At 52.7% G+C, this 21,768-nt stretch carries 19 protein-coding genes; 10 read left to right on the forward strand and 9 right to left on the reverse strand.

The features are described 5' to 3' along the window. Positions 1-31 precede the first annotated feature (31 nt). The 3 genes from BCV73_RS04985 to BCV73_RS04995 are packed head-to-tail and all read left to right on the forward strand — an operon-like array spanning position 32 to position 2,077. A complete protein-coding gene (locus BCV73_RS04985; RefSeq protein ID WP_089546314.1) occupies positions 32-466 on the forward strand; it encodes a MarR family winged helix-turn-helix transcriptional regulator in 435 nt (144 codons plus the stop codon). Between the two features lie 42 nt (positions 467-508). Continuing rightward, positions 509-1,447, forward strand: coding sequence for a ring-cleaving dioxygenase (locus BCV73_RS04990; RefSeq protein WP_089546315.1), 939 nt, complete (start codon positions 509-511; stop codon positions 1,445-1,447). 21 nt (positions 1,448-1,468) lie between these two features. After that, a complete protein-coding gene (locus BCV73_RS04995) occupies positions 1,469-2,077 on the forward strand; it encodes a flavin reductase family protein (protein WP_089546316.1) in 609 nt (202 codons plus the stop codon). A 141-nt stretch (positions 2,078-2,218) separates the two neighbouring features. Here the strand turns inward: BCV73_RS04995 and BCV73_RS05000 are convergent, their stop codons facing one another. Next, positions 2,219-2,815, reverse strand: a complete 597-nt coding sequence (locus tag BCV73_RS05000; RefSeq protein WP_179231889.1) for a GyrI-like domain-containing protein — start codon at positions 2,813-2,815, stop codon at positions 2,219-2,221. A gap of 161 nt (positions 2,816-2,976) precedes the next feature. On the opposite strand from BCV73_RS05000, the gene BCV73_RS05005 reads away from it, so the two are divergent. Next, positions 2,977-3,909 (forward strand): helix-turn-helix transcriptional regulator, encoded by a 933-nt coding sequence (locus BCV73_RS05005; RefSeq protein ID WP_179231890.1) that lies wholly within the window; start codon positions 2,977-2,979, stop codon positions 3,907-3,909. A gap of 95 nt (positions 3,910-4,004) precedes the next feature. On the opposite strand, the gene BCV73_RS05010 is transcribed toward BCV73_RS05005, so the two are convergent. Continuing rightward, a complete protein-coding gene (locus tag BCV73_RS05010) occupies positions 4,005-5,000 on the reverse strand; it encodes an acrylyl-CoA reductase family protein (RefSeq protein ID WP_089546319.1) in 996 nt (331 codons plus the stop codon). A gap of 78 nt (positions 5,001-5,078) precedes the next feature. After that, entirely contained in the window at positions 5,079-5,948 is an 870-nt protein-coding gene (locus tag BCV73_RS05015) for an alpha/beta fold hydrolase (RefSeq protein ID WP_179231891.1), read from the reverse strand. 103 nt (positions 5,949-6,051) lie between these two features. Between BCV73_RS05015 and BCV73_RS05020 the strand changes: the two genes are divergently transcribed. Further along, on the forward strand, positions 6,052-6,945 hold the full coding sequence (locus BCV73_RS05020; RefSeq protein ID WP_167372851.1) for a LysR family transcriptional regulator: 894 nt from the start codon (positions 6,052-6,054) through the stop codon (positions 6,943-6,945). A 10-nt stretch (positions 6,946-6,955) separates the two neighbouring features. Here BCV73_RS05020 and BCV73_RS05025 read toward each other — a convergent pair whose 3' ends face one another. From BCV73_RS05025 to BCV73_RS05040, 4 genes are all read right to left on the reverse strand, one after another. After that, positions 6,956-8,092: a Ger(x)C family spore germination protein gene (locus BCV73_RS05025; protein ID WP_179231892.1), complete on the reverse strand. Its 1,137-nt coding sequence runs from the start codon at positions 8,090-8,092 to the stop codon at positions 6,956-6,958. An 8-nt stretch (positions 8,093-8,100) separates the two neighbouring features. Next, on the reverse strand, positions 8,101-9,540 hold the full coding sequence (locus BCV73_RS05030) for a spore germination protein (protein ID WP_089546321.1): 1,440 nt from the start codon (positions 9,538-9,540) through the stop codon (positions 8,101-8,103). Next, on the reverse strand, positions 9,537-10,622 hold the full coding sequence (locus BCV73_RS05035) for a GerAB/ArcD/ProY family transporter (protein ID WP_256992749.1): 1,086 nt from the start codon (positions 10,620-10,622) through the stop codon (positions 9,537-9,539). The genes BCV73_RS05030 and BCV73_RS05035 overlap by 4 nt, the downstream gene beginning before the upstream one ends. 323 nt (positions 10,623-10,945) lie before the next feature. Then, a complete protein-coding gene (locus BCV73_RS05040; RefSeq protein WP_256992750.1) occupies positions 10,946-13,231 on the reverse strand; it encodes a helix-turn-helix domain-containing protein in 2,286 nt (761 codons plus the stop codon). Positions 13,232-13,587: 356 nt separating this feature from the next. Between BCV73_RS05040 and BCV73_RS05045 the strand changes: the two genes are divergently transcribed. The 4 genes from BCV73_RS05045 (at position 13,588) to BCV73_RS05060 (ending at position 18,413) form a co-directional block, all read left to right on the forward strand. Then, positions 13,588-14,514: an ABC transporter permease gene (locus BCV73_RS05045; RefSeq protein WP_240913279.1), complete on the forward strand. Its 927-nt coding sequence runs from the start codon at positions 13,588-13,590 to the stop codon at positions 14,512-14,514. A gap of 31 nt (positions 14,515-14,545) precedes the next feature. Next, positions 14,546-15,427 carry a carbohydrate ABC transporter permease gene (locus tag BCV73_RS05050; protein ID WP_089546323.1) on the forward strand — a complete coding sequence of 294 codons (882 nt, stop codon included), beginning with the start codon at positions 14,546-14,548 and terminating at the stop codon, positions 15,425-15,427. Positions 15,428-15,465: 38 nt separating this feature from the next. Continuing rightward, complete coding sequence (locus tag BCV73_RS05055) at positions 15,466-17,109, forward strand: type 2 periplasmic-binding domain-containing protein (protein ID WP_256992751.1); 1,644 nt, start codon at positions 15,466-15,468, stop codon at positions 17,107-17,109. A gap of 215 nt (positions 17,110-17,324) precedes the next feature. Next, the gene (locus BCV73_RS05060; RefSeq protein ID WP_089546324.1) at positions 17,325-18,413 is read left to right on the forward strand and encodes a Gfo/Idh/MocA family protein; all 1,089 of its coding nucleotides are present in this window, start codon (positions 17,325-17,327) and stop codon (positions 18,411-18,413) included. On the opposite strand, the gene BCV73_RS05065 is transcribed toward BCV73_RS05060, so the two are convergent. Beyond that, on the reverse strand, positions 18,343-19,593 hold the full coding sequence (locus BCV73_RS05065) for a DUF4179 domain-containing protein (protein WP_179231893.1): 1,251 nt from the start codon (positions 19,591-19,593) through the stop codon (positions 18,343-18,345). The genes BCV73_RS05060 and BCV73_RS05065 overlap by 71 nt on opposite strands. Next, positions 19,590-20,117: a sigma-70 family RNA polymerase sigma factor gene (locus tag BCV73_RS05070; RefSeq protein WP_076169592.1), complete on the reverse strand. Its 528-nt coding sequence runs from the start codon at positions 20,115-20,117 to the stop codon at positions 19,590-19,592. The genes BCV73_RS05065 and BCV73_RS05070 overlap by 4 nt, the downstream gene beginning before the upstream one ends. 188 nt (positions 20,118-20,305) lie before the next feature. On the opposite strand from BCV73_RS05070, the gene katA reads away from it, so the two are divergent. After that, positions 20,306-21,766: a catalase KatA gene (gene katA, locus BCV73_RS05075; protein ID WP_089546326.1), complete on the forward strand. Its 1,461-nt coding sequence runs from the start codon at positions 20,306-20,308 to the stop codon at positions 21,764-21,766. The last annotated feature ends 2 nt before the right edge of the window (positions 21,767-21,768 follow it).

A 21,768-nucleotide genomic window follows, 5' to 3' on the forward strand; every position in this document is an offset into this window, starting at 1 on the left:
GAATTTAAGGTTTTTGAAGGGTGGGAATCGGATGCAATCGACATGCAAAAATAAAGCGTACCTGGCGTTAATGCAGACTTCTAAAGAAATCCAGGAATGCATTAGAGCCGAGCTGGCGAAAACCGACCTTCACGTTACGGAATTTTCAGTATTGGAAGTCCTCTACTTCCATGGAAAGCAGACGATCCACGAAGTGGCGCAGCGCATTTTGGTGTCAAGTGGATCCATGACGTATGTGATCGATAAGCTGGAGCGTAAGAACATGCTCAAACGGGTACCGTGTCCTGACGACCGCCGGGTAATCCATCTGGTTCTTACCCCCGACGGGGAAGCGTTCATGCAGTCCATCATGCCGAGACATCAGGAGCGGGTGGAGCAGCTGTTCGGATCGCTGTCTGAAGAGGAGTCGGGAACCTTCGTACAGCTGCTCGGAAAAATCAAGCATCAGCTTCATGTACAGGTATAATCATTCGATCTAAAATAATGAAGATCACGGGAGGAATTTAAAATGAGTAAAAAAACGATGGGAATTCACCATATTACAGCCATTGTGGGTCATCCGCAGGAAAACGTCGATTTTTATGCCGGCGTATTGGGGCTTCGCCTGGTAAAGAAAACGGTCAACTTTGACGATCCGGGTACCTATCATTTGTACTTTGGCAATGAAGGCGGCAAACCGGGGACGATCATTACGTTCTTTCCTTGGGCAAACGCGTATCAGGGCAAAATCGGCGACGGTCAGGTTGGAGTCACCTCTTATGTTGTGCCTGCCGGTGCGATGTCCTTCTGGGAAAAACGGCTGGAGCAGTTTCAGGTTCCTTTTACAAAAACGCAGCGCTTTGGCGAAACGTACTTGACGTTTGACGATCCGCACGGACTCCATTTGGAAATCGTTGAGCGGGAGGAAGGCGAGCCTAACGCCTGGAGCTTTGGCGGCGTAACTGCGGACGTTGCGATCAAAGGATTCGGAGGCGCGACCCTGTATTCTGCGCATCCGGAGCAGACGGCGGAATTGCTGGAGAACGTGATGGGTCTGGAACTCATCGGCAAAGAAGGGGATTTGGCCCGGTATCGCTCTACTGCGGATATCGGCAACGTCATCGATCTGAAGCTGGCCTCGGCAGGCCGCGGCCAGATGGGGGTCGGAACGGTTCACCATATTGCCTGGCGGGCCAAAGATGATCAGGATCAGCTGGACTGGCAGAGCTATGTTGCTGACAACGGCTATCACGTGACGCATGTGCGTGACCGCAACTATTTCAATGCCGTCTACTTTAAAGAGCATGGGGAAATCTTGTTTGAAATTGCCACCGATCCTCCAGGATTTGCCCATGACGAGTCTTTGGAAACGATGGGACAGCAGCTGATGCTGCCGGCGCAATACGAACCACATCGGGCTGAGATTGAACGGGTTCTGCTTCCGTTTGAAGTCAGAACACTGGACTAATTGAAGGGAGGGGCAACCCGCATGATATCCATCGATCCCAAAGCCCAGAGCGAAAGGGATAACTACAAGCTGCTGATTGGCAGCATCATTCCCAGGCCAATCGCGTTTGTGACGACGAAATCACAGGATGGCGTATTGAACGGAGCGCCGTTCAGCTACTTTAACATCGTGTCCAGTAACCCGCCGATGATTTCCCTGTCCATTCAGCGGTCAGGCGGCGAACCTAAGGATACGGCCAGAAACATTCGCGACCTCCAGGAGTTTGTTGTTCATATTGTGGATGAGCAGAATGTTCGCCAAGTGAACGAGACGGCAGCCAAGCTGCCTCCGAACCACAGCGAAATCGAAATAGCCGGATTGACGCCAGTCGAAAGCACCAAAGTCTCTGTTCCGGGCGTCGCCGAAGCCAAGATCCGTATGGAGTGTGTGCTCGAACAAGCGATTGAGCTGGGCGGAACGGGCTCTGACGGATGCGACTTCATCATCGGCCGAATCGTTCAGTTTCATATCAAGGAGGATCTGTACGAGAACGGCCGAATCGACGCCCGGCGTCTGGCTGCGGTTAGCCGGCTGGCTGGCAACCATTACGCGCGGATTGGGGACATATTCACGATTGAGCGCCCGCAGTAAGTTTGCTCGAATGGAATTGATAAAATGGCGGTGCAGGGGGGTTATCCCTGCGCCGCCATTTTTGACTTCCAATCGATTGCCGCCCCCCTTGGCAAATTACGGGCAAGCGAAGTGATCCGATCTCAAGGCTCACCTTCTGGTTTATGTTGTGGCCTTTCTTACCGGGTGTCGTAAAATGGTCCTTGCCTTCTCCGGAGGGGTGCTCATGATATCGGAAATATAAATTTCATGATGAAGCCCGTTTTGTACCAGGTTATGGTCCTTCATAAATGCCTCAATCAAATCCACGGTTTCCTGCTCCCGATCATAGGGGCCGTTATGCATCATTTGCACACATTTACCCTCATTGATCGTTTCTAGGACGATAGATTGAATGAGGGGATTGTCCATGATCGCATTTATTTTGGTCCTCTCCCAATGGCTCTCTGTCACGTAGTCGGGAACTCGTATGAGCAGTTTCCAATACCATTGCTCCATTGGCACTTCCCGAACAGGCTTATTGCCGTCTACCCACCAGAGCCCCTCCAGAACCGGCACGATAAAATCTTTGCCTTCCTTCATCATCAGTGATTTGACCCCGTATGCGGAGGTGTGAAGTGCTTGTACAGCAGCCAGGTGGGCAGATCCCCCAGGGGCACCCTGATCGGAAATGGTAAGATAAAGGTTGCTTTCAAGCTCAATCAGTTCGGGGTGATCCGGAGCGTGATAATACTTGTTGTCTGTAATCATTAGATTCATCAATGTTTGCCTCTCCTTTCGTTTAAGGTGCAGTGACATTGTACTATACCGTTTACGACATCATTATGTCATGAACGGTTCGGGTTTTTTGATCCAACGATTTGTGTTTTAATGAGTGTGTATTGAACTATAGTGTGAAGCGGAAATGGGGGACAAGGGCCTTGAAAATCGACAGGCTTCTTGCTATCGTGACGCTGCTGTTGGGGCGCGATAGAATAAGCGGCAAGGAACTCGCCGAACGTTTTGAGGTATCGGTCCGAACGATCTGCCGAGATATCGACGCAATCAATAAGGCAGGTATCCCTATCGTATCCTATACAGGGAACGCTGGGGGTTACGGACTGATCGATCATTATAAACTTGATCGTCAACTGCTGACTTTTGAAGAACTGTTCGTGATTGAGACAGCCCTGAACGGGATGCTCTCCTCACTGGATGATCAGAAGATCCAACTGTTAATGGATAAGGTACAAGCTCTTATCGTAAAAGCGGAACGGGATCAAATGCAGGAGCATAAGCAGAAAATGATCGTAGACTTTAATCCATGGGGGCACGGACGATCGGAACAAGACATTATAGAACAATTGCGCGGTGCCATTAAGGATAACCTGATGGTTGAATTTGATTACCCAAACACGATTGGCGAATATCATGCTCGCAAAATAGAACCGATGACGATAGCATTGAAAGGTTATCATTGGTACGTGTACGGGTATTGTACGACTCGAAACAATTATCGAATCTTTCGATTATCCCGAATAAACAACCTGCGGATTGCCTTAGAGAGCTTTGTTCGCCGAGATAAAACGATCGAGGACTTCGAGGATTTATGGAACGATCGCGGTCCGGTTACTCATTTGGAGTTACATTTTCAGCCGCAGGTAAGAACGAGAGTACAGGACTACTTCCAAGCGGAATCGATCACCCATTTACCTGACGGCTCGCTTCAAGTTAAAGGGGAGTTTCTGGAGGATAGTTGGCTATATGATACGATTCTAAGTTTTGGGCCGAATGTTCTCGTATTGGAACCTGAACACATAAGGGCAGAGATCGCCGATCGAGTACGCAGAACTGCTCAATTATATGATAAATGATTTAACTCCTGACCATTGAAAAGACGTGACCGGATTGGCCGTTAACAGCGACCAGCCTTCCAGTACACGTCTCACGCTTTACCATGACATGCTGCTCAAGTGAGGTTCACGATGGCCCGGCCCCGCATACGGCCTTGAAGAATTTGAGTCAACGCGTCCGGCAGATCGGACAGCGCAATCTCGTGAACGACGGAATCGAGCATGTCTTCTTCCGGCAGCCACTCGGCCGCGATCCGTCCCCATACCTTGCGCCGGAGCTCCATAGGGCACTGCACCGAGTCAATGCCGAGCAGATTAACGCCGCGTAAAATAAACGGAAGCACTGATGAAGCGAAGTCCATTCCTCCGGTAAAACCGCTGACTGCGACAGAGCCTCCGTAACGGACCGATCTTAGGACATGAGGCAGAAGAGCCCCGCCTACCGGATCGACCGCACCGGCCCATCGCTCCTGCTGAAGGGCGCGTCCTTCAGGCAATTCCAGCTCCTGGGGCGAGATGCATTCGGCGGCGCCTAGTTTTTTTAAATAATCGGCTTCAGCGCTTTTGCGGGAGCTGGCCGTCACGTCATAACCCGACCGCGCCAGCATGGCGACGGCCCAGCTTCCCACGCCGCCGGTGGCACCGGTCACGAGCACGGGGCCTTGGCCGGAAGCCAGTCCGTTCTCCTCCATCCGGTGAATGGATAAGGCAGCGGTGAACCCGGCGGTGCCGACCGCCATCGCTGCCTTCGCTGACATACCCGGCGGCAGGGGGACGACCCAAGCAGCGGGGACCCGCGTTATTTGGCTGAAGCCTCCCGGATGGGATACGCCCAATCCGTATCCTGTAACGAGGACTTCGTCTCCCTCACAGAATGCCGGGTCAGACGAAGCGACGACGGTTCCGGCTAAGTCAATTCCCGGAATATGCGGGTAACTGTTCACGATATGGCCTCCAGGGATGCTGGCCAGCCCGTCTTTATAATTCACGCCTGAGTATGCAACACGGATCGTTACGTCCCCTTCCGGCAGATCGTCCAGTGAATAGCCCCGTACTTCCGGCTTCAGTTCTTCCCCTTTCCAATCTACTGTTAATGCTTGATAAGTGTTCATTTGGATGCCGCCTCTCTTAAATAATGATGGATGATTTGCAGAAAATTAAGCTCTAAGCATGGATGCAGCGTGTCGGATTCAGCTCGGTCCGATCGAATCAACAAACTCTTTGAGTTCCAGATTAAAGCGCTCCGGCTGATCCCAAAAGACCGCATGCCCTGCTTCTTCATACAGGGATACCCTGGAATGGGGGATGATTTCAGCGGTTCGCCGACTGGCCTCCAGCTTCACGGTGCAATCCTGGGCTCCGTGCGTGATCCGAACGGGCTTCGTCATCGACGACAATACATCGTCGTTCGTGATCTGCCTGTTAAAGATTCCTTGATGCACGAATGCCGGAACGACCACATTGGATCCGAGAAAGAGATAGTGCTCCTCGCGGGTCAAAGTGTGATAAAACACGCTTTGCTCCAGCCATTGATCCAACGAGTTAATCCGAACCATCGGTTCGTCAGAGAAGAGGCTCGCCGACATGTTCAGCGTGTCGCTTCCCATATCCGCGGTCAAAGCTTCCTTGCCAAGCCGGGTTAAGGCACCCGCAAACAGGACTCCTCCAATCTCGTTCTCCCCATACTCCCGGATATAGTCGAGAAGGGGGATTCCCGCGAATGACCAGCCGACCAATACCGGTTGAATCAATCCCAGCTCCCGAATGACGGCATGAATATCCTCCGCCCACAGCCGTCCGTCGGCATACCCTTGCGCCGGTTTATCCGATTGACCGTGTCCGCGAAAATCCATCGTTACCAGGCGGTAGTCCAGGGCAAGCTCCGAATGAATCTGCTTCTTCCAACACAAGCTGCACTGCGATCCGCCGTGCAGGAACAGCAGCGGGCGGCCATGGACATTGCCCGATTCCTCGACATGGAGCTTAACGCCGCCGCCTCCAGTTACCTTAAAAGACACGGGCTGCCGCAAGTGGTTTAGCATCTGCTTATCGAACGTCATCTGCGATCCCTCCTTATAGTTAGAATCGTATCCTTGTTCGTTCATTTCGTCTAATTTATAATTCGTATATAAATCATGCATAAATGTAATGGATGAGGAGGGGATGAAAATCGAGTGGCAGCAGATTGAGTATTTTATTGCGGTGGCAAAGCTGCAGCATATGACGAAGGCGGCACAGCAGTTATCCCTGTCCCAGCCTGCCTTGAGCCGTTCCATCGCAGGCTTGGAGAGGGAGCTTGGCGTGGCTTTGTTCGAACGGAGCGGGCGTAATCTGGTCCTGAACCGGTTCGGACGCCTTTTTCTAGAACGGGCCGAACATGCTTTTCGTGAAATTGAGCAAGCCAAACAGGAGATCGCGAACCAAATCAATCCCGAGGCGGGTGTGATTTCCCTTAGCTTCCTGCATACGCTCGGAGCTCAGCTGATCCCCAGCCTGCTCGGCTCCTTCCGGGAGCGTTATACCGATATCCGTTTTGAGCTTCATGAGAGCTCCAATCAACAATTGCTTACGCTCATCTCCAATCACGAATGCGATTTCGGCCTTTCCACGCCCGAGCTGCTGGATGACAAGTTCAACTGGCATTTGCTCGGCATGCCCGAATTATTTCTGGCCCTTCCGCAGCATCATCGGTGGAGCAGCAAAAGCCAAATCAGTCTGGAGGAGCTGCAGGATGAGCCTTTTGTCGGTTTAAAGACGTCCTGCGGGTTAAATTTCACCATCAACCAATTGTTCGAAAAAAAACAGATTCGCCCGAACACCGTATTTGAAGCGGACGAATTGGATACGGTGGCCGGGCTCGTTTCTGCGGGTTTTGGAGTTGCCTTGCTGCCGAAGACGATAGGTGTTCAAAATCATCATTTGCACTGGGTGAAGGTCGATGACCCGGCATGCAAGCTTCCGATCGGTGTAGTATGGAAAAAAGACAGGCCGCTTACCCCGGTATCGGAAACTTTCCTTGACTTCATCCGCGAAAAATACCCCTCGATGCAGTCATAGGGATGGTGCATCATCGCATTTTGGAAATACCGCCGCTGATCAGATTCACCTTGACGGTAATGATACCAATGCTGCCCCGATCCAGCTTTAATTGTCCTTTGTTGCTTAGTTCCTGCCATTCCTTGGGCATGCTGCGGTACAGCTTTGCCGACAGGCTGTACACGTCAATGTCCTTCTCCAACCCCTTTACATACGTGTCCATGATCTGATTTTTGACTTCTTTGGCAGCCTGCAGCTCAAGCTGTTGTCGATGAAGGCTTGTGCTCAGCTGCGGAAGCGTACCCTGCATGGAAACCTTGAAATCGAAGACAGGTTTCCCATTGACGGTACGTGGCCGGATCGAAGATTTGATGTTGTTCATGACTATGACGGCTTTGATTTTCTTTTTTTCCTTGATGATCAGGGGCGTTCTTATCGTTTTTTTCTCCGTCCAGCGGAGACCCAGGATATCTTGGGCCGGAAGACAGCTCCGGAACTTCTGATGATCCAGAAAGCATACGCCGGCCATGCTGTTGTTAGGGGACGGCTTCTGGTTGTCGGTCCAACCCGATACGGTTTCCAGGTAAGGCAGATGGACCGTTTCACCTTTTTCTTTCCATTTCCAAATGAATTTGTACATATACAGCGGGGCGACGATGGAGCTTTGTTCATAAGACCGCATCGGGCTGTTCAGCTGCGAGTATATGGCGGACAGTTCGCTGGTTGACGTCGCATTGAGCACCCGCTCCAAGGGTTCCCTGGTGGCCATTGCCCATACGGTATAACGAAACTCGTAATACCGGTCCCATACGTCAAAAACCTGATCGATCAGTCCGTGCTTTAATGCATTCTCGGTAAAGACAACCGACTTCACGTTGCTCCAGACAATTCGCTGCGGACTCGATTCGTACAGATTGAATACCGCGGCGTCGAACGCATCGCCTTCAGCTTTCCCGACATAGGTCTTCTGCTGTTGGGACTGCCCCGATTCTTTTTTGGCAATCCCTCCAAAGTTGACCATTTGGATGTACACGACGACTTTGTCTTTGACATAATCTACGCCTAGTGTATTTACATAGATCATATGATCGATTTCCCTCGTTCCCCAGCAGCCGGTCAGCAGCGTGGAGAGCAGGATCACAGTTAAAATGCATCTTATCGTTCTCATGCCTCTACTCATCCTTTGTTTCCGGATTGGTCGGTGAATTTTCCTTTGCCCCAAGGCATGCGGAAAAGGACCTTAAACCATTCCTTAAATTGCGGTGGGGATAGAGGGGCCAAATAAGGGGTGCCAAAGGATCGAAGATTGACCAGGAACAGTATGAGCGCCATCAGACTCGACAGCGTGCCGAACAGTCCGAGAAACCCGCTGATCAGCAGAATCACAAGCCTTAGCAGGCTGACCACCGTGACCAAGGACTGGTTCACCAGCGTAAAGGTGGAGACGACTGAAATCGCCGTAACGACGATGGTCCCCGGTGCCGCGATCCCTGCGCTGATGGCCGCCTGGCCAATAATCAACCCGCCGACGACCGACAGGGTCTGTCCGAAGGATGAAGGCAGTCTCATCCCCGCCTCCCTGAAAATCTCAAAGAGCAGCAGGCTCACCACGGCCTCCAATGGGACCGGGAGCGGCACGCCTTGCCTGGAGTTGACGATGGTCGCCAGCAGGGTGAAGGGGATCTGATCCTGGTGGTATGTCGTAATCGCCGTCCAGAAGCCCGGCAAAAAAAGCGACAGCATGACCCCGCTTATCCTCAGTAACCTGGTGAAGGCCACGAAGACATTGACGTAATGTGCGTCTTCCGACGTGTTAAGCAGAAGATTAAAGGTCACGGGGGCAAAGACCACCGTCGGCGAACCATTCATCACTAGTACGAATTTGCCATGAAGCAATGCGTTAACGGCGTAGTCCGGCCGGCCCGTATAGGACATTAGCGGAAAAAAGGAAAAGCCTGTCAACGTTTCTTCCAGCTGCGTATTGCTGATCAGGCCCTTGGTACGTACGTGCGTAAGCCTGGAGCGAATTTCATCAAGTACGTTCTTCTGAATTTCACCCTTATGGTACATCAGAAATACCTCGGTCGACGTTTCGGATCCGATCGTGAATGCTTCAACCGCCAGCATCTCAGTCTTGAGCCTTCTTCGAATCAAGGCCAGATTGGTGTATGCATCTTCGACAAATCCGTCCCGCGGTCCGCGGGTCGACACCTCTGTATTAGGCTCCTCCGGCTGCCGTAAGGGCGGATCGGCTACAGTCACCGAGTAAATCTGATAAGTAGGTTTGAATAGGAGCAGAAGATTTCCGTTCAGCACGGTTTCCTTGATGGCATTTTCCCGGTTTTTTTCAGGCAGGGCCTGCATGTGAAACGGAACTTTCTGCTGCAGGTTCATTTGGTCCGACTGAAAAACATCTTCAGAGATGCCCTTCAGTTCAGGGATGATATCCTGCTCCACTTTGTTGATGTCGCACAACCCTTGGCAGTACAGCAGCTGAACGCTGTAATCTGTGTTTGAAAGGGGAAGGGTCACGTTCTTAATATCCGCGCTCGCATCGAATAAGCGGGTGACCACAGCATCGATCGCTGAACCGTTCCGGCTGCTTTTTCTCATCATGACGCCGCTTTCCCCCTTCGCTGAGCCAGCAGGAGCAGTCCAGTCATAATAACGGATAACGCCAGCACTCCCCACAGCGATATAGGGAGCAAATAGTTTGTCATTATTCGTAAAAATGCCTGATCGCTGATCGGCATGGTTGAGATGAAGGTGATGACCGCGTAAAGGAAGCCAAGCATCCAGGCTTTTCCCTTTTTGCTCTGAATCCGGAATACATCCAGAATGAGAAACATGGAGAGGGATATCCGGATGAACGCGCCGCTGAACCATTGGTACACGCTGAAAAAATCCAGATGCTCGATGTAGCGGCCGATCGTCAGCAGCCTCCATTCCTCGTAAGCCGGAAACCTCAGCTTGGCCGCTTCGTCCGTCCCGAATTCCGTGATGGCACCGATAAGCGGCCCCATAGTGAGACCCGCCAGCAGAAGTATGATGATCATAAAGGATAGATACGACAGGCGGGTTTTGATGTGATGATGCATGAAGAACAGCATGATCACTTCCGCGAAGCCGGCCCCCACATAGATCACGCCGCTCCAGACGGGCTGCATGCCATGGGCGAGAAGCGGTTTAAGCAAGGAGTAGTCTTTATGCATAGTGTTCGAAAACATGACGAAAAAGCCGAGCAGGATGACAATGGGCAGCAGGATGCTGGACGTATTAGCGATCGATTGGATACCAAGGTACGCGTTGACCACCGATATGAAAAGAAAGATCAAGGCAAACACCAGAATCGGTGTTTCAGGAGAAAAGGTCTGGTGGATCCAGTAAACAGTGTCCCGGGTCGTAATCGTACATATTGCAAAGAGATAGATCGCTGCCGCTCCGGCCAGCAGGCGCCCTACAAGAGGATGGTAAGCCTTTGAGACGATGTCAAATATCGGACGCTTGCCGATTTTGCTGATTCCTAAGTGCAGGATGACAATCCACGCCAGCGAGCATGCCGCCGCAACAATTACAGACATCCAGGCGTCCCGATCAGCGGCATCCAGCAGGACCGGGATAATGATGACATGGTTCATCAGCCCCGTGCTGAGCATCAAGATCATGACCGATTGAACGAACGAAATTTGGGGTTTCATGATCCTCATCCTCCTGCTTTGGCAATCTTTCCTTCTTATAATGGGATATTTTAGAAGAATTATACAGAGTGCCTTGTTTATGACGTGACACTGCGACCGCTTTGCTTTAGGAATATGATTAGCAAAATTAACCTAAGGCGGATCTTGTCATGTTATGGGGACTGGAATTGTTGAGCATGGCGGCGAACCTGATCATGGGATGTATGTTGTTCGAGATATAGCTTCAAGCAAAAAACAGCCATTTGCCTGTATGTAACCGGCAAATGGCTGTTTTTGTGTTGGGTCAACATGCGAAAAGAGCGGAGCGCCACATCCAGGTTCCGCTAACCGCTTTGGCTGGTGCTCTGAAGCCAATGCCTTTTGCGGTAGGCACCCGGCGTGATGCCGGTCACCTTTTTAAAGGTCCGGTTGAAAGAGGTGATATTGAGGTACCCGACCTGCTGGCTGATTTCATTGACAGTCAGGCTGGTGCAGGCGAGCAGTTCGCGCGCCTTTTCCATCCGGATGCCCTGCATATGGTCGCTGAAATTCAAGCCGGTCTTGTCTTTGATATAGGCGGATAAATAGGTGCTCGTCAGATTGAATTTGGCCGACAGGTAATCCAGGGACAAATCCTCTGCGTACTGGGTCTGCATGACCTTCAGCAGCCTGGAGATCAGCGGCTCTTCCCGCGCATCCCACTTGGAACGCAGCAGGGAGCAGGCTGCTTCGAGCAGCTGGCGGAAGACTTGTCGGTAATCGGTGACGCACTGGCAGTCCTGCAGCCCGCGGGTCCACTGCTTCAGCGACTGAATCTTCGTTGGTTCCACCTGGGCGGCTTCCACGAAGTAGATTACCCGCGAGGCGATGGAATCGGAGAAGAAACGGAATTGGCCGATGCCGGCTTCCTTGCGCAGCATGAAGTCCAGCGCCTGGTCGATCAGCTGCAGGCAGCGGGCGTCCTGGCCCGATTGCAGGGAAGCGGTGAATTCGCGCTCCTGAGCAGGGCTTAGGGATACGGAAGCGGGAAGGGAGCGGCTGCCGGTAATCAGCTGGGCCTCCTCGACCAATTTGGCCTGGGCCGTCCACGACCGCAGCTCATGGTAAGCCCGGCTGAACTCCGAGACCTGGTGGATATCGCCGCTGACAGCAATGCTGACCAGAATCTGGTCCTTCTCCGCCTCCAGCATGCTGCGGATCTCTTCCAGAAAGGGATAAGTCGAGCTTGAGGATGCTCCCTTCATAATAGATATAATTTCATTTTTCTCCAGCTGGAACGTATGGGAGCCCTCGAACTGCCCGGTCGTCAGGATATGAATATGGTCCAGCAGATGCCTGACGGCTGTATCGGCGTGCACAGGCAAATCTGCCGTATGGGACAAGCGGAACCGGATGTGATACAGCACCACGACATAGCGTTCGTCCGCCGTCAGGAAGTCCTTCCATTCGTTAATATCCGTGTTGATGTTTTTAAGGCGGCTGATATACGAATAGCTGGTCAGTACGGATCGCTGCTGTTGGAGCTTGGCCCGGATCTCGTTTTTGTCCCGCTGCAGCTCGTGGATCCTCTCCGCGATCAGATCATATTCCACCGTGCCCTTCCGCAAGGGTGCAGGGGCTGCATCAAAGGGTTTATGGTCCAGCATGGCGGACAGCATGCGCTTGACGGGCGTATGCAGCTTGCGGCTGAGGAGGATGGAAACGCCTACAGAAACGGCGAGCGTCAGCATGAAGATGACCAGGACGGTTCCTGTCACCCGGCTGAACTGCGAGGAGACATGCCTGTAGGGTACGGCCGTAATATAAGTCAGCCCTTGGTCCGGCGATGTTTTGAAATAATAGGTATCGTCAATGAGCATCTGAAGCTGTCCCAGCTTGAATTCAGGCAGCGTATCCATGCTGAGTTTTCCATGCTGATACAGCAGGTTTCCCTCCGTGTCCATGATTCCTATCGTCCGGTTCTGGGTGTTGCCGAAAAATGAACTGGCCGCTTTTTCAATGTCGATCAATGCGATCACCTGATATCGTCCGCCAGGCGGCTGGTACACGTAAGGCAGCAGCTGCTTGGCATCCGGCACCGTGACATTGACGTGAAACGGCGACGCCGGCAGCAGCCGGAACGTCTGCGGATCAGACGGATCGGAGGCGGCCTGCCAGAAATGCTGCGGGTACGCGGAGCTGGCATAGAGATGGCTGAACAGGTAAGAAGCGCTGCTGCTTCCGGATTTGCTGAGGGCAAAATCTTTTTCGTCAAAATAAATAACAACGTCTTCCAGGTAAAAGAGGGGGTTATATACATCCCTTCTCATTTGGAGAATCACGCTTCGGGCTTTGAGATAATCGACGTTTTGGCTCTCGGCGCTGTGAAGCTGGCTGTTAAAGCCGATCAAGTCCTCCTGGTTGTACAGATCGTACAGCAGCACCTGCAGACGCTGGAGCTGATTGGTGAAGCGGCCCGCCGCATCGTGCAGATCACTCTGGTTCGACTGGATGATTTCTTCCTGAAGCGTTCCTTTAAACATATGGTAAATGGCCGTATAAACCCCGCCAAACAGCAGGATCAGCGCAAGAAAACTAACGAAAATCTGGACGAACAGCGAGCGCCTGCGTTCCTTGATCCAGCTAATCATCACCGCTTAAGCTCCCTTCAAACCATTTTGGCACGGATGCCTATCCCATTAATGTAACGGCTCACTATTAAGTCGATTGGACGCGGATGTTAAGAGAACGTAAAAATTGTATATGCAAATTTTATGATTTAGTTTGATTATTCATGATTTCCGGACTGCAAGTTAGAAGAGATGAGATATGGGTAAGCATCTTGAAAATTGTCCATAGCGGCGTGCGCCAAAGCTGTGTCATGATGCATTCGTGTCAGATAGCGTCCAGCTTGGGGCATGAATCTTGCACAGAAGATCAAAGGGGAGGGAAATTCGTTGTGGACAGCCAAACGGCGGTGAACAAGATGGCCGGCAAGGGCGGCAGCATGTACGAGAATAATGGACGAGGGAGCAGCCGGGCGGCGGCATGGCTCCGGAATTGGCAGCTGTATCTGTTGATTGCCCCGGTTCTGGGTTACTTTATCGTCTTCCACTATATTCCCATGTACGGCGTGCAGATCGCATTCAAGGATTACATCGCCTCGAAAGGCATCACGGGGAGTCCTTGGGTCGGACTCAAGCATATCGAACGCTTTTTTGACAGCTTTTATTTTGCGCGCATTCTGTGGAACACGCTTGGCATCGGGGTGTATGAGTTGATCGCGGGTTTTCCGGTTCCGATCGTGCTGGCGCTCCTGCTGCATGAGGTGCGTTCATCCAAGTTCCGGCGATTCGTCCAGACGGTGACTTATGCCCCGCATTTTTTATCGACTGTGGTTGTGGTCGGCATGCTGATGATGTTTCTGTCTCCGGTCAGCGGGCTCGTCAATGCGGTTATCGTATGGCTTGGCGGACAGCCGGTTGCTTTTCTGACCGAGCCGTCATGGTTCAAGAGTATCTATGTCTGGTCAGGCGTGTGGCAGAGCATGGGCTGGAGCTCGATCATTTATTTGGCCGCCTTGTCCGGGATTGACCCGCAGCTTCATGAAGCGGCCAAGGTGGATGGTGCCGGCAGGCTCAAACGGATGTGGCACATCAATTTGCCGGGCATCGCGCCGACGATCGTCGTTCTGCTCATTTTGAACATCGGATCGATTTTGGGCGTCGGTTTTGAAAAGGTGTTCCTGATGCAAAATTCGCTCAATATGGAAGCGTCGGATGTCATTGCCACCAACGTATACCGCAGCGGCATTTTGGGGGCGCAGTACAGCTATTCCGCCGCCGTGGGTCTGTTCAATGCCGTCGTCAATTTCGTGCTGCTCCTGACCGTAAACCGGATCGCGCGCAAAATGGGCGGAAGCAGTCTATGGTAATCTTGACTAGACAACGGAAGGAGGGTCATCCATGCTGGAGACCAGGTCCGAACGGATCACGGGCATAGGCATCTACGTTCTGTTGGGGGTCGTCACCCTGATCGTTCTGTATCCGCTGTTCTTTGTGCTGATCGCATCGGTCAGCCATCCCGGGTCGGTGATCCGGGGAGAGGTCTGGCTGTGGCCCAAAGGGTTCTCGCTCGTTGGTTATGAACGCCTGTTTGGGAACAAAGAGCTGCTCCGTGGCTTTATGAACACGGTTATGTACACAGTTGCCGGAACCGCGCTCAATGTGGTGATGACCGTGGCGGGGGCTTACCCGCTGTCCCGCACGGACTTTAAAGGCAGGCACTTCTTTACGTTCCTGATCGTGTTTACGATGTTTTTTGGCGGCGGCATGATTCCGACATACCTGCTGATCAAAAGCCTCGGGCTGCTCAATACGTTCTGGGCCATGATTATTCCGTCCGCCGTCTCGGTATGGAACATTCTGATCATGCGCACGTTTTTTCAATCCTCCATCCCCAAGGAAGTTCAAGAAGCGGCCTTCATAGATGGATGCTCCAATATTAAAATTTTGCTCAAAGTCGTACTGCCCCTGTCGGGACCGGTACTCGCGGTCATGGTGCTGTTCTACGCGGTCGGACATTGGAATGCTTACTTCAGCGCACTGCTCTATTTGTCGGACCGGGATTTGTATCCGATGCAGCTGTTTCTGCGCGAGATTCTGGTACAGAACCAGATGCAGGAGATGGTCGATATCAGCGATGATACACTGGCCCGCAGTCTGATGGATGCCGAGGCGATCAAATATGCGGCGGTTATTGTCACGAATCTGCCGATGCTCATTCTTTACCCTTTTCTGCAAAAGTATTTCGTCAAAGGTGTCATGGTTGGTGCGATTAAAGGCTGATCAGGTTCAAATCTAAACGTTAACGGAGGAGATGGAGTATGGGAAAGCAACAACGGCTTCGTAAGATGAGGGGCAAATGGGGACCGCTCACGCTGTCGCTCGTGATGGCTGCGGGTTTGCTGAGCGGATGCAGCGGCAGTGCGTCGGAAGGCGAAGCGGAGAACAAGACCGACAAGGTGGAAAATCTGAACGAAACGGGCATGCCGATCGTGAAAGAACCGATTGAGCTGACCTTTTTCACAGGCAAGTCGCCGACCAACGGCAGCAAATTTGAAGATACGCTGATTTGGAAAACGTACAGCCAAATGTCGAATATCCAGGTGAAGTTCAATCTGGTGCCGTTTGAAACGCTGACCGAGAAAAGGAACCTGGCGCTGGCGGGAGGCGATTATCCGGACGTCTTTTATTCAGCGCGCGTCGGATCGGCTGAGCTCGCCCGGTACGGGCAGCAGGGCGTCTTCATTCCGTTAAATGACCTGATCGACAAGTACGCGCCCAACTTCAAAAAGCTGATGGAGAAATATCCGGACATCCGCAAAGGGCTGACGATGCCGGACGGCAACATTTATTCGCTTCCGTCCTTCTATGACCCGGATCTTCTCTCCATGCTGATCGGCACGCCGCTGTGGATCAACCAGGATTGGCTAAAGAAGCTGGGGATGGAGGAACCACAGACGACCGAGGAATTTTACAAGTACCTGCAGGCGGTCAAGGCGACGGACCTGAACGGGAACGGCAAGCATGACGAGATTCCGTTCAGCGCCGGTGGCGTGACCGTCCTGATCGACCACATGAAAGGGGCCTGGGGGCTTGGCACCAGCGGCCTCGGGCATAAGCTGGTGGATGTGGACCCTGGGACTGGCAAGCTTCGCTTTATCAAAAGCCTGCCGCAGTACAAAGAGGTGCTGCAGTTCATAAGCAAGCTCTATAAGGAGGGGCTGATCGATCCCGAAATATTTACGATCGAAGGCAGCGCCTTGAACGCCAAGGGCCAAGCCGGCCTGCTTGGTTCAACAGTCGTGCCGAACCCTGAAACCGTGATGGGGCGCAAGGAATTTACGGGACTCGGAGCCTTGAAAGGGCCGCATGGCGACCAGCTGTATGCCCATGTCAAAGTTCCGATGGTGCATGTCGGCGCTTTTGCCATTACCAATAAAGATCCGTATCCGGAAGCTACGATCCACTGGATGGATTACTTCTACAGCGATGAAGGCGCCAAGCTGTATTTCATGGGCAAGGAAGGGGAGACGTATACCAGCGATGCGAGCGGCAGTTTGAAATACGTGGACGAGATTACGAACAATCCGGACGGGCTGACGCAGGACCAGGCATTGGCCAAATACTTCACCTGGCTGGGTGGAAGCTATCCCGGCTTCGTGACGGAGAAGTATTTCAAGGGGTCGGAGACGCTCCCGAATTCCATGGCCGCGGCCGAAAAAGCCAAGCCTTACGCGGTGAAGAACATCCTGTATAACTTTAACTATACGCCGGAGGAGACGGAGGTCATGTCTTCCATCGGCAAGGACATTGAGGATTACACCGCGGAAATGGAAGCAAAGTTCATTAACGGCTCCGCGTCTTTCGATCAGTGGGACGGGTACGTAAATAACTTAAAGAAAATGGGACTGGACCAGTACATGTCCGTGTATCAGGCGGCTTATGATCGGTATCAGGCGGAATAAATCAATCATAGAAAAAATGGTTCCATCCTCATCGGGAAAGAACCGGCCAACGGCCGGTTCTTTCTTCTGACTATCGGCGGATTGTCAATGATCAGGGCCGGTGCTAAGGTAGTTATTATCCAAGGGAGAAGCGGGCGATATCCGCGATTCGTTCATGGCTGTCGCTCATGGTACTGCCGCCTTCGGGCTGCTCTCAATAAAAAGGAGGTGTTGTTATGGGAAGGCCTGCAACTTTCGGCATTATCGGCGGTGGTGGATTTCGGGCCCAATATTTTTTAAGAATTGCGCAAGCGCTTCCAGAGAAATTCCAGGTCACGGGAATGGTGGTCCGGGACGCAGCCAAAGGCCAGGTGATGGAGCGCCAGTGGCAGGTGGCCGCATACAGGACGCTTGAACAGCTGTTGACCGGCCCGCAGCCGGATTTCATGGTCGTGTCGGTCAGCGCATCGGCTTGCGCGGAGTATTTGATTCAGCTTGCGGACCATGGCATTCCCGCATTGGCGGAAACGCCTCCTGCACCTGATTTGGACGGGCTGATCAGGCTGCATGACCAGCTGACACGCCGTGGTGCGCGGGTGCAGGTCGCCGAGCAGTATCCGTTCCATCCGATGAATCAAGCTAGAATGGCCATCATTCGGGAAGGGCTGCTCGGGAACGTAACCCAGGCAACCGTATCGATTTCACACTTTTACCACGGAGCCGCCCTGCTTCGGAAGATGCTCGGTATTGGATTTGAAGACGTCCGCGTTCGGGCAATGCGGTTTGAGTCCGACTGGGTGGCAGGACCTACCCGGAGCGGACCACCGCCGGAAGAACAGATCGTGACGTCCCGGCGAGATTTGGCCTGGCTGGATTTCGGCGGCAAGCTCGGGATCTACGATTTCACCGCGGACCAGCATCGTTCCTGGATCCGCTCGAACCACCTGTCGGTTCGGGGGGGACGGGGCGAAATATTCGATGACCGGCTGACGGTCCTGAAGGACTTCCGTACGCCGCTTTATTTGAACTTCAAGCGAATCAATAAGGGTGAGCTCGAGAATCAGGAAGGGTACTTTCTGGAGGGGATCATGGCGGGAGAACGGTGGGTGTATAACAATCCGTTTGCCCCTGCAAGGCTGTACGACGATGAAATCGCGATTGCCTGCTGCCTGCAGCAAATGGCTGTCTACGCTGCGGGCGGGCCCAGTTTCTACAGTCTCTCCGATGCTTCGCAGGATCATTATTTGGGCATGCTCATACAGCAGGCGATTCAGTCTGGAGAAACCGTCGTTTCTTCACGTCAGGTTTGGTCAGGCGTTGAGTAGATGAAGATCCCGATGGCCGAGCCGGAACATAAGGAAGATTAAAAAACCGCGATACGATCGCGGTTTTTTTCAGTTCAACGACGGGCAGATCCTTTAGAGGTATAGGGACGCCCGCGTCATCCGACTCGAGGTACATCTTCAGCACAAGCGAGCGGGGCTTGTCGAGCATGCTGCTGCTGAATATTTGCTGGAAGCCTTCGTCGGTCCCGTTTCCGGCTACCGGACTCAGCTGCACAGCCCTTCCATTTCTGTTAGTGGAGACGATGGTCATGTAACGGAGCTTATCCCAGATGGATTGCTTTGTTTTGAAATCCAACTCGCTGTCGTTATCGATCACGAAGGTGGCGCGCGTCAACAACGGAGACATTTCCACCTTGGAGAGAACAACCTTATGGCCATCGATGCTGATAGAACGATCGGGCTGCATCACAACGGTCGGCGTCTTTTCAAATTTTGGTTCTAAATCAACTTTAATTTTCATACGGTCGGAATAAAGGAAGTCCGCAGCGGCCGCTCTGGTTTTCGGGTCGCCAAGCTTCCCGGGATTTACGGAGGTCACCTGAAAATCAACCTCGATGCGGCTCGGAAAAGGCTGGCTTCGGTCAAGCATCACCGTGCTCAGAGCGGAGAAGCTGTGTACGTCTCCATTGCTGATCTGCAGCTCAGCATTCAGAGGCCTGCCTGAATTCAAATCGGTCACTTTGACGCTGTTCACCGCTTTGATTTCATGGCTGGACTCGGCTGTGGCCGTGTAAAGCAGCAGCATCTTGTTCTCGTCTGCCGTGACGGCGTCGAGGGTAATTCGGTAAGGACCGGAGGAAACCGACTTGTTGACGATTTGGATGTAATTGTTGCGTACTGCGGATTCGAGTGTCGCATGGTCCACGTCTTTGGCGGATAGGGCCCTGTACCTTTCCAATGCGCCCCAACTCATATCCTTCGCCGTATGCGGTGCAGGAATGCCGATCGGGCCGCCCTGCCACCATCCGGCGCCGAGCAGCACGGCCAGCACCACTGCAGCGACGGCATAGGGCAGCAAACGCCGCTTCCGCGAAGCCGATCTATTCGCGAATCCGCGCCGGATCGCCTCGGTAGCTTCCGTATCGCCGATTTGCATCCTTTGCCGCCGGAGCTGCGCCGCGTCGGCAAGCAGGGCTTGTTCTTCAGGGTTCGTGTTCATTCCCAATCCCTCCGATTCTTCATCCATTTGCGGAGCTGGCCAAGCCCCTTATGCTGCCACGTTTTGACCGTGCCTTCCGGTTTGCCGAGAATCGCGGCGATTTCCGTGAGCGTCAGGTCGTTGTAGTATTTCAGGATCAGCACATGGCGGTATTTCGGCTTCACCTTTTCCAGCAAGGGACCCATGGCGACCTTATCGTGGTTGAATGCTTTGAATGCATCATGAGGCTGGCTAATCTCCTCAAGCTGCGCATCCACGGTAGGAACGGTCCGCTTCCTGCGCCGCTGTTCATCGATGCATACATAAATGAGTATGCGGATGAGCCAAGCCTTCAGCGCCCTGCCGTCTTTCAGCGTCGAGCGTTTGACCCATGCCCTGCACGTCATTTCCTGCAGCGCCTCCAGGGCATCATGACGATTGCGCAAATAGCTGTAAGCGATGTTCAGCAGCGTTTCCCGGTGCTCCATGATGGCGTCATAAACATCGGTTTCTACTCCGGCTTGTCCCATGCTGACCTTTTTCATTTCTGCGTGAGAGCCCAGCGGGCAGCCCTCCTTTCCTTGTCTCTGTGGTACAGACGGACCAATGGTTCAAACGGTTTTAAAATTCTTATTTATAATTATTCTAAATAAATATTGACTTTAAATTGATAAGTGTTATCATTTGTTTATGAGGTTTCTGATGATCATTTTACGAAGAAGGTGGAGAGCTAATGAGTACAAATCATTCCGATTCCAATAAACTGACAACGAGCTGGGGAGCCCCGGTTGGGGATAACCAAAATTCCATTACGGCCGGACATCGCGGTCCTACCCTGATTCAAGATGTTCACCTGCTGGAGAAATTAGCCCACTTTAATCGCGAGAGAGTTCCTGAGCGTGTCGTTCATGCGAAAGGTGCCGGAGCACACGGTTATTTCGAAGTGACCAACGACATGTCTAAATATACCAAAGCGAAGCTGTTTCATGACAAGGGCAAGCGAACCGACCTCTTTATCCGGTTTTCGACCGTTGCGGGAGAACTGGGCTCCGCAGACACCGTCCGCGACCCGCGCGGATTTGCTGTAAAGTTCTACACTGAAGAAGGCAATTACGATATCGTCGGCAACAACACGCCGATTTTTTTCATTCGCGACGCGATCAAATTCCCGGATTTTATCCATACTCAAAAGCGCGATCCGAGAACGCACCTGAAAAATCCGAACGCCGTATGGGATTTCTGGTCCTTATCTCCTGAATCGCTGCACCAGGTTACTTACCTGATGGGCGACCGCGGCATTCCGGCGACGCTGCGTCATATGCACGGTTTCGGCAGCCATACATTCAAATGGGTCAACGAGCAGGGTGGAGCCGTGTGGATCAAGTACCATTTTAAAACAGACCAAGGCGTGAAGAACCTGGATCCGGATCTGGCGGCAAAGCTGGCAGGTGAAAATCCCGACTACCATATTCAGGACCTGCAGCAGGCGATCGAAGCAGGGGACTATCCGTCCTGGACGCTGTATGTTCAGATTATGCCGCTGGAGGACGCAAACACGTACCGGTTCGATCCGTTTGACGTGACGAAGACGTGGTCCCAGAAGGATTATCCGTTAATCGAGGTTGGGAAAATGGTGCTTGACCGGAATCCGGAAAACTATTTCGCCGAAGTGGAGCAGGCCACATTCTCTCCGGGCAACCTTGTTCCCGGCGTTGAACCGTCCCCGGACAAAATGCTGCAGGGCCGCCTGTTCGCCTACGCGGATGCGCACCGTTACCGTGTAGGGGCGAACCACAACCAGCTGCCGATCAACCGTCCGAAGGTACCGGTCAACAACTATCAGCGCGACGGATACATGAATTCGGGTACGAACGGCGGCGGATCGGTCTATTACGAACCTAACAGCTTCAACGGACCGAAGGAAGATCCGCATGCCCGGATCACTCCGTTCGAGGTTGAAGGCTATGCTGGACAAACGGCGTACGATCACGATGATCACTATACGCAAGCCGGGGACTTGTACCGCTTGATGAGCGAAGAAGAGAAGGCCCGCCTCATCCGGACCATCGTGGAAGCGATGAAGCCGGTGGAGCTGGAGGAAATTAAGCTGCGCCAGATCTCCCATTTCTACAAAGCGGATCCGGATTACGGAACCCGCGTTGCCGAAGGTTTGGGCTTAACCGTCCAAGCGTAAAG

The organism is Paenibacillus sp. SSG-1, from assembly GCF_002224835.1.
GTDB lineage: Bacteria > Bacillota > Bacilli > Paenibacillales > Paenibacillaceae > Paenibacillus_AQ > Paenibacillus_AQ favisporus.

Excerpts from the sequence above, each read along its gene's own strand:
- BCV73_RS05020 (WP_167372851.1), top strand. The coding sequence starts at position 6,052 with ATGAAAATCGAGTGGCAGCAGATTGAGTATTTTATTGCGGTGGCAAAG.
- BCV73_RS05035 (WP_256992749.1), bottom strand. The coding sequence starts at position 10,622 with ATGAAACCCCAAATTTCGTTCGTTCAATCGGTCATGATCTTGATGCTC.
- BCV73_RS05000 (WP_179231889.1), bottom strand. The coding sequence starts at position 2,815 with ATGAATCTAATGATTACAGACAACAAGTATTATCACGCTCCGGATCAC.
- BCV73_RS05030 (WP_089546321.1), bottom strand. The coding sequence starts at position 9,540 with ATGATGAGAAAAAGCAGCCGGAACGGTTCAGCGATCGATGCTGTGGTC.
- BCV73_RS05045 (WP_240913279.1), top strand. The coding sequence starts at position 13,588 with ATGTACGAGAATAATGGACGAGGGAGCAGCCGGGCGGCGGCATGGCTC.
- BCV73_RS04985 (WP_089546314.1), top strand. The coding sequence starts at position 32 with ATGCAATCGACATGCAAAAATAAAGCGTACCTGGCGTTAATGCAGACT.
- BCV73_RS05050 (WP_089546323.1), top strand. The coding sequence starts at position 14,546 with ATGCTGGAGACCAGGTCCGAACGGATCACGGGCATAGGCATCTACGTT.
- BCV73_RS04995 (WP_089546316.1), top strand. The coding sequence starts at position 1,469 with ATGATATCCATCGATCCCAAAGCCCAGAGCGAAAGGGATAACTACAAG.
- BCV73_RS05070 (WP_076169592.1), bottom strand. The coding sequence starts at position 20,117 with ATGAAAAAGGTCAGCATGGGACAAGCCGGAGTAGAAACCGATGTTTAT.
- BCV73_RS05065 (WP_179231893.1), bottom strand. The coding sequence starts at position 19,593 with ATGAACACGAACCCTGAAGAACAAGCCCTGCTTGCCGACGCGGCGCAG.
- BCV73_RS05040 (WP_256992750.1), bottom strand. The coding sequence starts at position 13,231 with ATGATTAGCTGGATCAAGGAACGCAGGCGCTCGCTGTTCGTCCAGATT.
- BCV73_RS05025 (WP_179231892.1), bottom strand. The coding sequence starts at position 8,092 with ATGAGAACGATAAGATGCATTTTAACTGTGATCCTGCTCTCCACGCTG.
- katA (WP_089546326.1), top strand. The coding sequence starts at position 20,306 with ATGAGTACAAATCATTCCGATTCCAATAAACTGACAACGAGCTGGGGA.
- BCV73_RS05015 (WP_179231891.1), bottom strand. The coding sequence starts at position 5,948 with ATGACGTTCGATAAGCAGATGCTAAACCACTTGCGGCAGCCCGTGTCT.
- BCV73_RS04990 (WP_089546315.1), top strand. The coding sequence starts at position 509 with ATGAGTAAAAAAACGATGGGAATTCACCATATTACAGCCATTGTGGGT.
- BCV73_RS05060 (WP_089546324.1), top strand. The coding sequence starts at position 17,325 with ATGGGAAGGCCTGCAACTTTCGGCATTATCGGCGGTGGTGGATTTCGG.
- BCV73_RS05010 (WP_089546319.1), bottom strand. The coding sequence starts at position 5,000 with ATGAACACTTATCAAGCATTAACAGTAGATTGGAAAGGGGAAGAACTG.
- BCV73_RS05055 (WP_256992751.1), top strand. The coding sequence starts at position 15,466 with ATGGGAAAGCAACAACGGCTTCGTAAGATGAGGGGCAAATGGGGACCG.